We start from the raw sequence: 14,538 nt of genomic DNA on the forward strand, positions 1-14,538 counted from the left end.
CGCTAGGTCACCTCTTCCCTGCCCCGAACCGCAGCCCGTCCATCAGCAGCTTGACCAGCCGGCGCGAGCGGTCGCGCCAGTCCTTGGTGTCGGGGGCCGAGTAGATGCCGCCGAGTGCGTGCAGCACATCGGAGGCGTCGACGTCGCTGCGGATCGAGCCTTCCGCCACTGCCGCCTCGACCAGTTGCCGCAAGGCCAGCGACACCCGGCCCGACATGTCGGAGAACACGGCGGAATTCGTGTTGAACAGGATGCGCAGGCTGGCCGCCAGGCCGCGCTTGGTGGCGATGTAGTCGACGAAGCGCTGCATCCACTGTTCCAGCGCCATGTCGGCCGAATGGTGGCTGGCGAGGTCATCGGCCGCCGCACAGAGCGCCTCGACTTCACGCCGGTAGACCACTTCGACCAGATGCTCGCGGGTTGGGAAATGCCGGTAGAGCGTGCCGATGCCGACGCCGGCCTGGCGCGCGATCTCCTCCAGCGAGGCATCGACACCGTGCTCGGCAAAGGCCGCTGCCGCAACCTCGACCAGCCGGTCGCGGTTGCGCTGCGCATCGGCGCGCAGCGGCCTTGGCGCTGCGGCTTCGCGCTTCTCGTCGGCAATTGCTTGCGACTGCTCGGTCAATTTTTTCTCCACTGTCGATATATGGGGGCTTGAACCCAAAGGGGTAAGCCCCCAACTAGATAAACGGAGGCGCCTCCGTTTTAGTGGAGCAGTCTTATCATATAATCAGGGGAGCCGATATGTCACGTGTTGAGATTGTGAAGACTGAAGCATCCCCTGCCGGCTGGAGAGTCGGGGCGGCAGAGCTGCCAATCTTCCCCCTCGTGGGGGAGATGTCCGGCAGGACAGAGGGGGGCGCTGTCCCGCCAGCCTATCAAGGCCTGACTAGCGCCTCCTCGGACAAGATTCGTGTCGACGCATGTAAATCGGGAACGTCGCATTCCTTCGCGCCCCCCTCTGCCCTGCCGGGCATCTCCCCCACAAGGGGGGAGATTAGGCGCACCGTCGCCTCTTCCCGTGTCCTCTCCCACTCGAGCCCATTTCAATCCCCTAGCGTCAAGCAACTGGAGCCAGACGCCTCATGACCGACCAAACCAAATCCACCACTATCCCAATCCGTCTCACCATCAACGGACACAGTCACGAACTGCAGGTCGAGCCGCGCGTCACGCTGCTCGATGCATTGCGTGATCGCCTCGACCTGACCGGCACCAAGAAGGGTTGCGACCAGGGCCAGTGCGGCGCCTGCACGGTGCATGTCGAGGGACAGCGCGTGCTGTCCTGCCTGACGCTTGCAGCACAGGTCGAAGGCCGCGAGATCACCACCATCGAAGGATTGGCCGGCGACGACGGCACGCTTAACGCGGTTCAGGCTGCTTTCCTCGACCAGGATGCTTTCCAGTGCGGTTACTGCACGCCCGGACAGATCATGTCGGCGGTGGCCTGCATCCGCGAGGGCCATGCCGGCTCGGATGACGAAATCCGCGAATACATGGCCGGCAACCTCTGCCGCTGCGGCGCCTATCCGCACATCGTTGCCGCCGTGCGCCAGGCGGCACTGGAGGTGGCGTCATGAGGGATTTTTCCTACGTTCGCGCCGATAGCATCGATGCCGCACGCCAAGCTGCCGCCCTGCCCGGGGCCATGCTGCTTGCCGGCGGCACGACGCTGGTCGATCTCGCCAAATGCGGCGTTGCCGAACCCGACAGCCTTGTCGACATCACCCATCTCAAAGGGCTCGACGCCATCAAGGTCGAACCCGACAGTGCCATGATCGGCGCGCTGGCCAAGATGAGCCACGTCGCCGACCATGCCGAGATCAAGAGCCGCTTTCCCGCGGTCTCCGAAGCGCTGTGGCAGGCGGCTTCCGCGCAACTGCGCAACATGGCGACCATCGGCGGCAATCTGATGCAGCGCACGCGCTGCCCCTATTTCCGCGATCCCGCGAATTTTTCCGCCTGCAACAAGCGCTCGCCCGGCAGCGGCTGCTCGGCAATCGGTGGCGTCACCCGCGGCCATGCCGTGCTCGGCACCAGCGACGCCTGCATCGCCATGTATCCCGGCGATCTCGCCACCGCGCTGGTCGCCTTCGACGCCGTGGTTCATCTTGGCGAACGCCAGGTTGCCGTCGACGACTTCTTTCTCCTGCCCGGCGCCACGCCTGAGAGGGAACACGCCATCGAAGCGGGCGAGATGATCACGGCCATCAGCATCCCGGCTTCAGCCGCCGCCCGGCGGTCGACCTATCTCAAGGTTCGCGACCGGCAGTCCTATGAGTTCGCCGCTGCAAGCGCCGCGGTCGGCATCGACTTCGAAGCCGATGGCCGCACCATTCGCGACCTGCGCGTCGCGCTGGGCGGCGTCGCGACGAAGCCGTGGCGGGCGCATGCCGTGGAAGCGGCGCTGAAGGGCAAGGTGCTCAGCGAAGACAGGGTGCGGGCCGCCAGCTTGCTCGCCGTGGAAGGCGCCGTCGACCATGGCGCCAACCACTACAAGATCGAACTGGCGCCGCGCGTCGTCGCCCGCGCCATCCTCAAGACGGGAGCCATGGCATGACCATTCACGACCCAAGAACACGGCACGGCGACGCTTCGGACGGCACTGCCGATCAGGTCGGCGGGCGGCTGTCGCGCGTCGACGGCCCGGCCAAGATCACCGGCGCGGCAAAATACGCCGTCGAACAGCAGCTCGACGGGCTTGCCTATGGCGTGCTGGTGGAAAGCACTGTCGCCGCCGGCAAGGTACGTTCGATCGACACGTCAGCCGCGGAGGCGGCACCTGGTGTGCTCAAGGTGCTGACGCCGGACACCATCATGCCGCTGAAGACTGCATCCGACTGGTTCGGCACGCCGCCGCCGGACAAACCCTACTGCCCGCTGGCGCGCGACATCACCTTTTCGGGCCAGCATGTCGCCGCGGTCATCGCGGAGACTTTCGAGCAGGCCGTCGCGGCAGCGGCGATGGTCAAGGTCAGCTATGACGAGACGCCGGCCATCGTCGACCTCAGCGACGCCAAGGCCGGCGACGGCATTCCGATCGCCGCCATGACCAAGGAATGGGGCGATGCGCAGGCCGCTTTCGCCGCTGCCCCGGTGCGCGTCTGCGGCGCCTATAACACGCCGCGCGAATACCAGGCGCCGATGGAGCCGCATGGCCTCATCGCGCGCTGGGAGGGCGACCGGCTGACCGTGTGGGAACCGAGCCAGTGGCTTGACGGCATGGCCCGCACCTATGCCGAATGGTTCGGCGTGCCGTTCGAAAATGTACGGCTGGTCTCGCCTTATATCGGTGGCGGCTTCGGCTCCAAGGCATTGGCGCTCGGCCATGGCGCGGTGGCGGCTGCCGCGGCCAAGATGCTGGGACGGCCCGCGAGGGTGGTGATGACGCGGCCGCAGACTTTTACCGGCTATGGCGGCCGCGCCGCGACCCGCCAGACGGTGACGATCGGCGCCGACCGTGACGGAAAGATCCAGTCGATCGTGCATCGCGGCGTCAACGAAACATCCATAGACGGAATGTGGGTCGAGCCGTTGGGCGTCGTCACCTCGATCATGTATGCGACGCCCAACTTCTCCTCGAAGCAGAATGTCGTGCGGGTGAATTCGGTGGTGCCCGGCGCCATGCGCGCGCCGGGCGAAAACCCCAGCGCCTTCGGCATCGAAAGCGCCATTGACGAGCTCGCCTACGAGGTCGGCATCGATCCGCTGGAGATCCGGCTGAGGAATTACGCCGAGCAGGATCCGCACGCAAAAAAGGCTTGGTCGACGCGGCAGTTGCGCGAGGCTTTCGCGGCTGGCGCCGAACGCTTCGGCTGGGCCCAGCGCACGCCCAAACCGCGTTCGATGCGCGACGGCAACCAGCTGATCGGCTGGGGCGTCGCCGCCGGTACCTATCCCGTGCGGCGCGCTTACGGCGAGGCCATCGTGCGTATCCTTGCCAACGGCTCGGTCGAGGTCGAAAGCTCCTCGACCGACATGGGCCAGGGCACCTACACGATCCTGGCGCAGACGGCGGCCGAAACGGTAGGCGTGGCGGCCGACCATGTCGTGGTGAAGCTCGGTGATTCCCGGTATCCCCGCGCCGGCGTGGCCGGCGGGTCGCGGCTGGCCGGCGTGATGACGGGGGCGGTCTACAAGGCAGCGACATCGGCGCTCGACCAGCTGGTCGGGCTGGCGATCAGCGATCCGCGCTCGCCCTTCCACGCGCTGCAGGCCAACACGCTGGTCGTCGCCAACGGCCGCATCAGGTCGCCGCGCGGCGATGGTCCCGATGTCTCGATCGCCGACCTGCTGGCCAGCGTCGGCCGCGACCGCATCGAGGCCACAGGCGACACCATGCCGGCGAACTCGACGGCCGCCGATCGCTACAAGAACTACACCACCATCGCGGCGGCATTGCCGCACACCGAGGGCGACTATTCGCGCCACTCCTGGTGCGCGCATTTCATCGAGGTGCGCGTCGACGAGGATTTCGGCACGGTGCGCGTGTCGCGCGTGGTATCGGCGCTGGATTCGGGCCGGCTCTACAACCCCAAGCTGGCCGAAAGCCAGTGGAAGGGCGGCATCATCATGGGCATCGGCCAGGCGCTGCTTGAAGAAGGCATTGTCGACCGCAGGCATGGCCGCATCGTCAACAACAATCTCGGCGACTATCTGGTGCCGACCAATGCCGACATCCCCGATATCGAGGTCATCTCGGTCGGCATTCCCGACCTGCACTCCTCTGTGCTCGGCGGCAAGGGTGTGGGCGAACTCGCCATCGTCGGCGTAGCGCCGGCGATCGCCAACGCGGTGTTCCACGCAACTGGAAAAAGGATACGCGACCTCCCGATCACGCTTGAGAAGTTGATCTAGGAAGCGGCATGCGTAATCTCCCCTCTCGAGGGGGAGATGTCGCCGAAGGCGACAGAGGGGGTCGCCTCTCGTAGAGCGCCAACCTCCTTCCGCCGCAGTAGGTCGAGCCCCGTCGGACCGACCCCCTCTGCCCTGCCGGGCATCTCCCCCTCAAGGGGGGAGATTGGCAGCTCGCGCGCCTCGGCTACCAGTCGAGCTTGAACGCAAGCTTGCCGAAATGCTGCCCGCCTGCCGACATGTGCGCGTAGGCCTCGGCCGCCTGCTCCTGGCTGAACACCTTGTCGACGACCGGGCCGATGCGGGCGGCGGCGATGGCGCGGACGGCGGCGCGAAGGTCAGATACCGACCCGGTGTTATTGCCGACCACCTTCAGCGCCTTGATGATGATCGGCAGCAGGTCGACCGTGGCCTCGGCGCCGGTGACGAAACCGATGGTGAACAGCGCCCAGCAGGGGGAGGGGGACGTAGCGAAGCGAATATCGGTTAAGAGGGCGTCACCTCGTTCGCTTCGAACCGATGCGGATCGAAAAGCTGAGACGAGGCGTTCTGCGGAGCCTGGTCGAGAGAACGCAGGCCAGGACTGCTGCCGGGTCGCCGGCGCGTCAGCCAAGAGCGAGCGGCGCACTTCGAGAGTGCATGCCGCCCGTCCGGCGCCGGGCCGTCAATGCTGTTGTTACGAAACCCCCCAGCCCCGTCTCAACCGCCACGGCCATGGCGTGACCCATGGCTTGCTATACGCATGCAGCACCGCGGTCTGTCAACGCCGCCCGCGATGGCCGCGGGGGGTCGCCTTTGCACCTCCCGGCCAGCTTCCAACCGGCCGCGCGGACGCCATTCGCCGCTACAAAATGCGCTTGAAATGGCGGTTTTCCGGGTGTTCCGGCCGCTCCGGAGCGGCCCTTTGGCGCGACAGAGGTCGCGATCTAGGCGATTGGATGAATTTGTCTTTCGCGGCTGAAACGTTTCAGGAGCCGATTTGTAAACCTGACTTTTTTTGGGTGTATTTCCCTCACGTCAGTTTTGCACTCCAGCCGGCCCGATCGACCCGCCGGGGGGCAAGCCTCAGGGGCCGGCGTCGGCGCTCTGAGTCTCTCGGACCGACGGGCGCCGGACCATGCCGCTGACGACATAGGCCGCCGCGCCCAGCGCCGTGATCCAGAAGCTCGTCGGCCAGTCGGTCAGGAAGGCGAGCGTCAGGCTGATCCAGGCGATGATCACGGCAAGCGCGATGGACGTCAGCACGCCGGCTCCGACGCCGCTAGTAAGCCTGAGCGCGGTGGCTGCAGGCGCCACCATCAGCGCGAAGACGAGCAGCACGCCGACGATCTGCACCGCCTCGGACGTGGCGACGGCGACCAGCACCATGAACAGGGTCGAGACAAGAGTGAGCGGCACGCCGCGCGCTTCGGCGAGTTCCGGCTGCAGGCTGGCGAACAGCAGCGGCCGCGCGATCAGCAAAAGCGCGACAAGGATCGCCACCGCCAGCACCGCAAGCACGATAACGGTGCGCAGGCTGATGCCCAGCACATTGCCGAACAGCACGTTGGTCGCCTGCGAGGCGAAGGCGGTGTAGAAATGCAGAAACAGCAAGCCCAAGCCGAGCGACAGCGTCAAAACGATGCCGATGGCGACGTCGCGATGCGCGCGTTCGCCGAGCAGGCCGATGCCGATGCCGGCGGCGACGGTAAACACGGTGAGGCCGAGAAACGGCGACAGCCCGATCAGGCCGGCGCCGGTGGCGCCGGGAAAGCCGACATGGGAGAGCGCATGACCGGCGAAGGTCTGGCCCCGGAGCACGAGGAAATAGCCGACCGCGCCCGAAACGATGCCGACGATGGTGCAGGCATAGAAGGCGTTGCGCATGAATTCATAGTCAAAGATCGTGGACATGCGCCCCGCTCTCCAGTTCGACATCGTCGGCCATGACGAAGATGCGGCCGGCAACCCGCACCACATTGATATGCGTGCCATAGAGTTTCGACAGCACCGGACCGCTGATGACCTCGTCGACGGAACCGATCGCCGCCTTGCGGTTGCCGAGATAGAGCACGCGGTCGACGGCGCGCAGCAGCGGGTTGATCTCGTGCGAGCAGAACAGCACGGCAATGCCGAGCCGTTCGCCGATCTGATGCACCAGGTCGATGATCGCGCGCTGATGGCCCGCGTCAAGACTGATCAGCGGCTCGTCGAGCAAAAGCAGTTGCGGATTGCCGATCAAGGATTGCGCGATCAGGATGCGCTGGCGCTCGCCTCCGGAAAGCTCGCCCAGCGGCCGCCGCGCAAGGTCGCCGGCGCCCACCTCTTCAAGAGCCTTCCACGCCGCCTCCTTCTCGGCAGCCGATGCGACGGGCCAGCCCCAGCGATGCCCGCCGGCGGCACTCAGCACGAAGTCGAGGCCGCTGACGCCGACATCGCCAAGCGCGCGCCGCGCCTGCGGCATATAGCCGATGTCGGCGTTGCCGCGCGTCGGCGATTTGCCAAGCACCGAAATGGCGCCGCCGGCCGGTTTGATCAGGCCGAGAATGGCGCGCAGCATCGTCGTCTTGCCGGCGCCATTGGCGCCGAGCAGGCCGACAAAGGCGCCTTGCGGTAGAGAAAAGGAGACGTCGGATAAAACCCGGCGTCCCCCATAGGTCAGCGTGACCTTGTCGAATTCGATTGCGTTCATTTAGTCACATTCATTCGCAGTCACATTCATTGTGTGCGGGCGGCGAGCGCCTTCTGGACCGCGTCGATCTGGCCGCCGAACCAGGTCTGGATCGTCTGGCCCGCCGGTTCCGTCTCGGTGACGCCGATGACCGTGACCTTGTTCTGCTTGGCGATGTCGAGCAGCCTTGTCGTTGCCTCGTCGGTCACCTGCGAATTGTAGAACAGGATCTTGGCCGAGCCGTCCTTCAGGCTGTTTTCGAACGCCGCCACCTGCGTGGCGCTCGGCTCCGCATCGTTCATCAAGGCCACCTGGAAATCGTAGTTCAGCATCTTGAGACCGAGCGCTTCCGCCATGTAGCCGAAGACCGGCTCGGTAGCCGTCACCTCGGTGCCGGCATAGGTGTTCTTGACGTCGGTGATTTCCTTGTCAATGGCCTCGAGCGAGGTCTGGAATGCCTTCAGGTTCGTCTCATAATACACGGCATTGGCCGGATCGCGCTTGGCAAGGTCGGCGCTCAGCGCCTTGGCGATGGCCGGCAGCGTCGCCGGGTCGTACCACAGATGCGGGTTGTCGCCCGACTTCTTGCCGATCAGGTCGGCGGCGACGATGGTCGTGCGATCCTTGGCTGTCGAGGCCGACAGCAGCTTGTCCATCCACGGATCGTAGTCGGCGCCGTTATAGATGACGATCTTGGCGTCGGCGATGGTGCGCGCCGTCGACGGGCTGGTCTCGAACAGATGCGGATCGTCATCGGGATTGGCCAGGATGCTGGTGACGGTGACGTTGCTGCCGCCGATCTGGCGGGCAAGGTCGCCATAGAAATTCTCGGCCGCCACGATGGTCAGCTTGTCTTCGGCGCGGGCAGCCGTGCCGGTCAAAAGCGGCACCGCGACGAGCAGCGCGGCGAGAAAGGGAATGCGACGCATCCGTGGTCTCCTTGCAGTCTGAAATGTATGTCGCCGGAGAGGCGGGCTGTGTAACTGTATAACAGTAACAATATAACGTTTGCGTCGAAAATACGGCTGATGTCAATGGGCTTTTCGAGCCGCGCAGTTTTTCACGCGCACAAACCGTGAGCGGCCTGCGCCGATCAGGCGGAGCCACTCATGCGTGTCGGCTATATGCGAAAGGGCAGGCGATCGCCGGCACCGCGAGGCCGCCGCGAGCACACCGTCGTGGCGGTATCCTGATGAATTCGCGGCGGGTAAGTTCCTTGCTTGTTGCCGTCAGTTTTGCGGACGCCTTCCCTCCCACGCGTCCTGCAACAGGGCGCGGATTGCGGCGCGGTCGAAAGGCCGCGGATTCCAGTATGGGTTCCTGGTCGCGATCTCAGCGGCGCGGTCGAGATCGGCCTGCATGAGGCCGAGTTCTTTCAATGTAAGGGGCGCGCCGACCGCCTTGGCGAAATCGTGGAGACCGCTACCGGCGCTGCCGCCAAACAAGTCGGCGACCGGCTTCAACAAGTCGGGCACAGCGACGGCGTTGAAGCCGATCGTGTGCGGCAACATCACCGCATGCGTCTCGGCATGCGGCATGTCGAAAGAGCCGCCGAGCGTATGACAGATCTTGTGATGCAGCGCCATGCCGACGGCGCCGAGCACCGTACCGCACAGCCAGGCGCCGTAAAGCGCATCGCCGCGTGCATCGATATTTCCAGGCTCCTTGGTCAACACCGGCAGCGCCGCCGTCATGGCGCGCAATCCTTCTTTCGCCATCAGGGTGGAAATCGGATGGCGATCCTGCGCGTAAAGCGCTTCGGCCGCGTGCGCCATGGCGTTGAGTCCTGACGCGACGCTCATCGCTATCGGCAGGCCGACGGTCAGCTCTGGATCGTAGATCACCACTTCCGGCAGGATCCTTGCGTCACGCATTGTGGTTTTTTCGCCGTTCTCGGTCTTACCGAGGATCGGCGTCACCTCCGAGCCGGCATAGGTGGTCGGGATGACGATCTGCGGCAGGTCGGTGCGCCAGGCGATCGCCTTGCCGAGACCGGTGGTCGAGCCGCCGCCAAGCGCGACAACGCAGTCAGCGTTGACCTCGGTCGCCTTGGCCATTGCCGTTTGGGTTACCTCGACCGGCGTGTGCATGGCGGCGCCCGAAAAGGTGCCGGCCGCCAGCGCGCCGAGGGATTTGGCAAGCGCCTCGCCGTCGGCAGCCCGATGCGGCGTCGACAGCACCAGCGCGCGATTGCAGCCGAGTTTTTCGATCCAGGTGCCCACCTCGGACGACGCGCCATTGCCGAAGACAATATGCGCAGGGCTGCCGGAATAGGTGAACGTCCTTGTCATGCCGATCCGCTCCCTTTGCATATTATCACTGTGACGGAGCCGAAATCGAGCGACCAGCTCTCGCCGCCGGCGACATCGTTTGCGTCGTCACCGTCTCGCAAGCGGGGCCTGATCTCTCCCGCGTACTCGCAAACGTATCGCCTTGACCACAAAAACGTCAAAAAAGTATCAGTGAGGTGGACACACCGTGGTGGCGGCTGCATGAATTGCCGCCTAAGCTTCGATCACTGCAGAGAGCGGCAAACGCGGCCTGCGGGAGATGGCACTGCAACTGGTCGCATGACCGGACCGGCGCCGGGAGGAACTGACATGAATCCGGACTTGGAAGTCGTCCAGATCAGACGCGGCGAGTCGTTCAAGGCCTGGGCCCACGGCTACCCCTTCCACACGGTGCGCTGGCACTTCCACCCCGAATACGAAATCCATCACGTCGTCGCCACCACGGGCCATTATTTCGTCGGTGACTTCATCGGCGAGTTCGAGCCCGGCAATCTCGTGCTCACTGGCCCGAACCTGCCGCACAATTGGGTTAGCGACGTGCCGGCAGGCGCCAGCGTGCCGCTGCGCGGCCGCGTCGTGCAGTTCTCGCAAGAGTTCATCGCCGACGCCACCGCCGCGTTGCCGGAACTTGCCGGTTGTGAAAACATTCTCGAGCTCAGCCGCCGCGGCGCGCTATTCTCCACCGCTACCGCCAAGCTCGCCGCACCTGTGCTGGCCGAACTGGTCGAAGCGCAAGGCGTTCGCCGCATCGCTTTGTTCATGGAGCTGGTCGATATTCTGAGCCGCGCCGCCGATGTGCGGACGCTCACCAGCGCCAGCTATCTGCCGGATCCCTCAGGCTTCATGTCGGCCGGCGTCAACAAGGCGCTTGCCTATATCAACGCCAACCTGACCGAGCCGTTCAGCGAAAGCGATCTGGCGGCGATTGCCGGCCGCAGCCCGAGCGCGTTTTCGCGCAGCTTCCGCCGCCATACCGGCATGGCCCTGGTGCAGTATGTCAACCGGCTGCGCATCAACCTTGCCTGCCAGCTGCTGATGAGCGAGGCCGACATGCCGATCACCGAGATCTGCTATGCCGCCGGCTACAACAACATCTCGAATTTCAACCGCCAGTTCCTGACCCAGAAAGGCATGTCGCCTTCGCGCTTCAGGGCCCTGCTGGCGGAAAACATCAGCGCGGAGATTGCCGCCTAACAGGGAGGACCGGGAGGAGCCTAGACATTTACTGAGGTAAGAACGCGGGGTGCGTTGGAGGCGCTCCGTGCTGGAGATCGCTTGTCCCGAAATCCAGAGATATCTAGAGGATGCGCAGCACGGATCAAGTGCTCCGTTGTTCCTCGCAACAGCCCGACTGCAGTCAAGGCCCGGCGCCATATGGTGTCCAGGGCTTCATGAAACCATTACTTGAAACGGAGCTATCGAAATGACCAGATTTGCCTGGAAATCGACGGGAGCCATCGCGCTCACTCTTTCTCTTCTTGGCGGCACCGCTGCCTTTGCTGCCCCGGTTACCGACGCCACGGTCGCCTTCTTGATGCCCGACCAAGCCTCGACGCGCTACGAGCAGCACGACTATCCCGGCTTCGTCGCCGAGATGAAAAAACTCTGCCCCGGCTGCAAGGTGATCTACCAGAACGCCGATGCCGACGCCTCGCGCCAGCAACAGCAGTTCAACTCGGTGATCTCGCAAGGCGCCAAGGCGATCGTGCTCGACCCTGTCGACTCGACCGCCGCCGCCTCGCTGGTCAAGCTGGCGCAGAGCCAGGGCGTCAAGGTCATCGCCTATGATCGCCCGATCCCGACTGCACCTGCCGACTTCTACGTCTCGTTCAACAATGAAGGCATCGGCAAGGCCATTGCCGACTCGCTCGTTGAACACCTCAAGGCCCTGAAGGTCGACCCCGCCAGCGGCGGCCTGCTGCAGATCAACGGATCGCCGACCGACGCGGCCGCCGGGCTGATCAAGAAGGGCATCCATTCCAGCCTCGACAACAGCGGCTACAAGATCCTTGCCGAATACGACACGCCGGAATGGGCGCCGCCGAAGGCGCAGCAATGGGCAAGCGGCCAGATCACCCGCTTCTCCACGCAGATCGTCGGCGTCGTTGCGGCCAATGACGGCACCGGTGGTGGCGCCATCGCCGCTTTCAAGGCCGCCGGAGTCGATCCGGTGCCGCCGGTGACCGGCAATGACGCGACCATCGCCGCCCTGCAGCTGATCATCGCCGGCGACCAGTACAACACCATCTCCAAGCCGAGCGAGATCGTTGCGGCGGCTGCCGCCAACGTCGCCGTCCAGCTTCTGTCGGGCGAGACGCCGAAGGCCGAAATGACCCTCTACGACACTCCTTCGCAGCTGTTCACGCCGGCGGTGGTGACGCAGGAAAACCTAAAGGCCGAGATCATCGACAAGAAGATCAACACCGCCGAAGAGCTTTGCGTCGACCGCTACGCCGAAGGTTGCAAGAAGCTCGGCATTACAAAGTGACAATGCAGGTCGCCCAAAAGTGCGCAGCGGTTTTGGGATAACGACATGCATAAAAGGATGACCTAGAATCCTGATCCTGCTTTCCGGCCGCCCTTGCGGTGGCCGGAAGTTCGCAGTCACTCTTGACCGCCCATCCGGAAAGGTTTGCCACCATGTCTGACATCTCTGACGGACCGGTTTCGGCAGGAGAGCTGGTGCTCAGCCTGCGCGGCATCTCGAAGAATTTCGGCGCCGTTTCGGCGCTCACCGATATCGATCTCGATGTCCATGCCGGCGAGGTGGTGGCGCTGGTCGGCGACAATGGCGCCGGCAAGTCGACGCTGGTCAAGATTCTGGCCGGCGTCCACCAGCCGAGCTCGGGCACCATCAATTTCCGCGGCAGGCAAGTGACGATGCCCGACCCGAGCGCCGCGCTGACGCTCGGCATCGCCACCGTCTTCCAGGATCTCGCACTGTGCGAAAACCTCGACGTCGTCGCCAACATCTTTCTAGGCAAGGAGATCAACCCGCTGCGGCTGGACGAGGTGGCGATGGAAATTCGCGCCTGGACGCTGCTCAACGAATTGTCGGCGCGTATTCCAAGCGTCCGCGAGGCGGTCGCCTCGCTGTCCGGCGGCCAGCGCCAGACCGTGGCGATCGCCCGCTCGCTGCTGCTCGACCCCAAGGTCATCCTGCTCGACGAGCCGACCGCCGCTCTTGGCGTCGCCCAGACGGCGGAAGTGCTGAACCTCATCGACCGGGTGCGCGAGCGTGGGCTCGGCGTGCTGATGATCAGTCACAATATGGAGGACGTGCGCGCCGTCGCCGACCGCATCGTCGTGCTCAGGCTCGGCCGCAACAACGGCGTCTTCGAACCCGACGCCTCGAACCAGGAACTGGTCAGCGCCATCACCGGCGCCGCCAACAATGCAGTGTCGCGCCGCGCCGAACGGCGCAAGGCCGCCGAACAAGCGCACAACCAGGAGCAGCGGCCATGAGCGCGGAGCCCAAGCAGGACACCTCTTCGTCGACGGCGCTCGACCGCAGCGACGTCCGCGTCAAGCACCAGGCCGGCGTCGGTGGCGCCATCAGCGCCTTCTTCGACCGCGTCCGCTCCGGCGACCTCGGCTCGTTGCCGGTCATCGTCGGCCTGGTCATCATCTGGAGCGTGTTCACCGCCCTCAATCCGGTGTTCGTCTCGTCGAGCAACCTCGTTAATCTGTTGTTCGACTGCTCGACCGTCGGCGTCATCGCGCTCGGCATAGTCTGCGTGCTGATGGTCGGCGAGATCGACCTGTCGGTCGGCTCGATCAGCGGCTTTGCCTCGGCCATGGTGGGCACGCTGTGGGTCAACCAGGGCTGGCCGGTGGCGCTCGCCATCCTCGCCGCGATTGCCGTCGGCGGTTTCATCGGCGCGCTCTATGCCTTGCTGTTCAACCGGCTCGGCATGCCAAGCTTCGTCTCGACGCTCGCCGGCCTGCTCGCCGTGCTCGGCCTGCAACTGTATATTCTGGGCTCCACCGGCTCGATCAATCTGCCCTATGGCTCGAACCTGGTGAATTTCGGCCAGTTGCTGGTCATGCCGGACTGGCTGTCCTATGCACTGGCGGCATTGCCCGGCATCGTCATGCTGATCAGCGGCCTGCGCACCGTCAGCCGCCGCCGGGCCGTCAATTTGTCGGCGCCGTCTGTCGGCGGCCTCATCGTGCGCGTCGCCGCCCTGACCATCCTGCTCGAACTGATCGTCGGCTATCTCAACCAGGCGCGCGGCATACCGTGGATGTTCGGCCTGTTCGTCGGCCTGGTGGTGGCGATGAACTATGCGCTGACCCGCACCCAATGGGGCCGCTCGATGACCGCCGTCGGCGGCAACCGCGAAGCGGCGCGCCGCGCCGGCATCAAGGTGCGCTCGATCTACCTCAGCGCCTTCGTCATGTGCTCGATGTTTGCCGCCCTCGGCGGCGTGCTGTCGGCGGCGCGACTGGCCTCGGCCAGCCAGCAGGCCGGCACCGGCGACGTCAACCTCAACGCCATTGCGGCGGCGGTCATAGGCGGCACCAGCCTGTTTGGCGGCCGTGGCAGCGCCTATTCCGCGCTGCTCGGCATCATCGTCATCCAGTCGATCGCCAGCGGGCTGACCTTGCTCGATCTGTCATCGTCGCTTCGCTACATGATCACCGGCGCCGTTCTGGCAATTGCGGTCATCGTCGACTCCCTGGCACGCCGCTCGCGGGTTTCCCACGGCCGCGCCTGAACGCAACCGCAATCGATACGAG

13 protein-coding genes are annotated in these 14,538 nt (G+C 64.8%); 7 read left to right on the forward strand and 6 right to left on the reverse strand.

Features of this window, described 5'->3' with window-relative positions; genetic code table 11:
* Positions 1 to 7: 7 nt before the first annotated feature.
* Positions 8 to 625: a TetR/AcrR family transcriptional regulator gene (locus tag NKI35_RS13725; RefSeq protein WP_023709407.1), complete on the reverse strand. Its 618-nt coding sequence runs from the start codon at positions 623 to 625 to the stop codon at positions 8 to 10.
* A gap of 460 nt (positions 626 to 1,085) precedes the next feature.
* On the opposite strand from NKI35_RS13725, the gene NKI35_RS13730 reads away from it, so the two are divergent.
* From NKI35_RS13730 to NKI35_RS13740, 3 genes are read left to right on the forward strand one after another with little or no spacing between them, the layout of a single operon-like run.
* The gene (locus tag NKI35_RS13730) at positions 1,086 to 1,580 is read left to right on the forward strand and encodes a (2Fe-2S)-binding protein (RefSeq protein WP_023672519.1); all 495 of its coding nucleotides are present in this window, start codon (positions 1,086 to 1,088) and stop codon (positions 1,578 to 1,580) included.
* On the forward strand, positions 1,577 to 2,560 hold the full coding sequence (locus tag NKI35_RS13735) for an FAD binding domain-containing protein (protein WP_023747836.1): 984 nt from the start codon (positions 1,577 to 1,579) through the stop codon (positions 2,558 to 2,560). Before NKI35_RS13730 ends, NKI35_RS13735 begins: the two co-directional genes overlap by 4 nt.
* Positions 2,557 to 4,857 (forward strand): xanthine dehydrogenase family protein molybdopterin-binding subunit, encoded by a 2,301-nt coding sequence (locus tag NKI35_RS13740; RefSeq protein ID WP_352740394.1) that lies wholly within the window; start codon positions 2,557 to 2,559, stop codon positions 4,855 to 4,857. Before NKI35_RS13735 ends, NKI35_RS13740 begins: the two co-directional genes overlap by 4 nt.
* Positions 4,858 to 5,041: 184 nt before the next feature.
* Here NKI35_RS13740 and NKI35_RS13745 read toward each other — a convergent pair whose 3' ends face one another.
* The 5 genes from NKI35_RS13745 to NKI35_RS13765 form a co-directional block, all read right to left on the reverse strand.
* Positions 5,042 to 5,467, reverse strand: a complete 426-nt coding sequence (locus NKI35_RS13745; protein WP_352740396.1) for a zinc-binding dehydrogenase — start codon at positions 5,465 to 5,467, stop codon at positions 5,042 to 5,044.
* Between the two features lie 452 nt (positions 5,468 to 5,919).
* Entirely contained in the window at positions 5,920 to 6,747 is an 828-nt protein-coding gene (locus NKI35_RS13750) for a metal ABC transporter permease (protein WP_023685454.1), read from the reverse strand.
* Positions 6,731 to 7,525, reverse strand: coding sequence for a metal ABC transporter ATP-binding protein (locus NKI35_RS13755; RefSeq protein ID WP_023685455.1), 795 nt, complete (start codon positions 7,523 to 7,525; stop codon positions 6,731 to 6,733). Before NKI35_RS13755 ends, NKI35_RS13750 begins: the two co-directional genes overlap by 17 nt.
* Positions 7,526 to 7,551: 26 nt before the next feature.
* Positions 7,552 to 8,433, reverse strand: a complete 882-nt coding sequence (locus NKI35_RS13760; RefSeq protein WP_023712495.1) for a metal ABC transporter solute-binding protein, Zn/Mn family — start codon at positions 8,431 to 8,433, stop codon at positions 7,552 to 7,554.
* Between the two features lie 300 nt (positions 8,434 to 8,733).
* Positions 8,734 to 9,795, reverse strand: coding sequence for a maleylacetate reductase (locus tag NKI35_RS13765; protein ID WP_352740398.1), 1,062 nt, complete (start codon positions 9,793 to 9,795; stop codon positions 8,734 to 8,736).
* A 309-nt stretch (positions 9,796 to 10,104) separates the two neighbouring features.
* On the opposite strand from NKI35_RS13765, the gene NKI35_RS13770 reads away from it, so the two are divergent.
* The 4 genes from NKI35_RS13770 to NKI35_RS13785 all read left to right on the forward strand — a co-directional run bounded on the left by NKI35_RS13770 (position 10,105) and on the right by NKI35_RS13785 (position 14,516).
* Complete coding sequence (locus tag NKI35_RS13770; protein WP_023693836.1) at positions 10,105 to 10,989, forward strand: AraC family transcriptional regulator; 885 nt, start codon at positions 10,105 to 10,107, stop codon at positions 10,987 to 10,989.
* A 229-nt stretch (positions 10,990 to 11,218) separates the two neighbouring features.
* On the forward strand, positions 11,219 to 12,283 hold the full coding sequence (locus NKI35_RS13775) for an ABC transporter substrate-binding protein (protein WP_023672498.1): 1,065 nt from the start codon (positions 11,219 to 11,221) through the stop codon (positions 12,281 to 12,283).
* A gap of 152 nt (positions 12,284 to 12,435) precedes the next feature.
* A complete protein-coding gene (locus tag NKI35_RS13780; protein ID WP_023688990.1) occupies positions 12,436 to 13,260 on the forward strand; it encodes an ATP-binding cassette domain-containing protein in 825 nt (274 codons plus the stop codon).
* Positions 13,257 to 14,516 (forward strand): sugar ABC transporter permease, encoded by a 1,260-nt coding sequence (locus tag NKI35_RS13785; protein ID WP_023672500.1) that lies wholly within the window; start codon positions 13,257 to 13,259, stop codon positions 14,514 to 14,516. Before NKI35_RS13780 ends, NKI35_RS13785 begins: the two co-directional genes overlap by 4 nt.
* Positions 14,517 to 14,538 lie beyond the last annotated feature (22 nt).

The organism is Mesorhizobium sp. M0676 (assembly GCF_040320535.1).
GTDB lineage: Bacteria > Pseudomonadota > Alphaproteobacteria > Rhizobiales > Rhizobiaceae > Mesorhizobium.

Bases quoted from the DNA above. Each gene is read 5' to 3' on its own strand.
- NKI35_RS13750 (WP_023685454.1), bottom strand. From the start codon at position 6,747: ATGTCCACGATCTTTGACTATGAATTCATGCGCAACGCCTTCTATGCC.
- NKI35_RS13760 (WP_023712495.1), bottom strand. From the start codon at position 8,433: ATGCGTCGCATTCCCTTTCTCGCCGCGCTGCTCGTCGCGGTGCCGCTT.
- NKI35_RS13765 (WP_352740398.1), bottom strand. From the start codon at position 9,795: ATGACAAGGACGTTCACCTATTCCGGCAGCCCTGCGCATATTGTCTTC.
- NKI35_RS13770 (WP_023693836.1), top strand. From the start codon at position 10,105: ATGAATCCGGACTTGGAAGTCGTCCAGATCAGACGCGGCGAGTCGTTC.
- NKI35_RS13755 (WP_023685455.1), bottom strand. From the start codon at position 7,525: ATGAACGCAATCGAATTCGACAAGGTCACGCTGACCTATGGGGGACGC.
- NKI35_RS13780 (WP_023688990.1), top strand. From the start codon at position 12,436: ATGTCTGACATCTCTGACGGACCGGTTTCGGCAGGAGAGCTGGTGCTC.
- NKI35_RS13775 (WP_023672498.1), top strand. From the start codon at position 11,219: ATGACCAGATTTGCCTGGAAATCGACGGGAGCCATCGCGCTCACTCTT.
- NKI35_RS13730 (WP_023672519.1), top strand. From the start codon at position 1,086: ATGACCGACCAAACCAAATCCACCACTATCCCAATCCGTCTCACCATC.
- NKI35_RS13735 (WP_023747836.1), top strand. From the start codon at position 1,577: ATGAGGGATTTTTCCTACGTTCGCGCCGATAGCATCGATGCCGCACGC.
- NKI35_RS13785 (WP_023672500.1), top strand. From the start codon at position 13,257: ATGAGCGCGGAGCCCAAGCAGGACACCTCTTCGTCGACGGCGCTCGAC.
- NKI35_RS13740 (WP_352740394.1), top strand. From the start codon at position 2,557: ATGACCATTCACGACCCAAGAACACGGCACGGCGACGCTTCGGACGGC.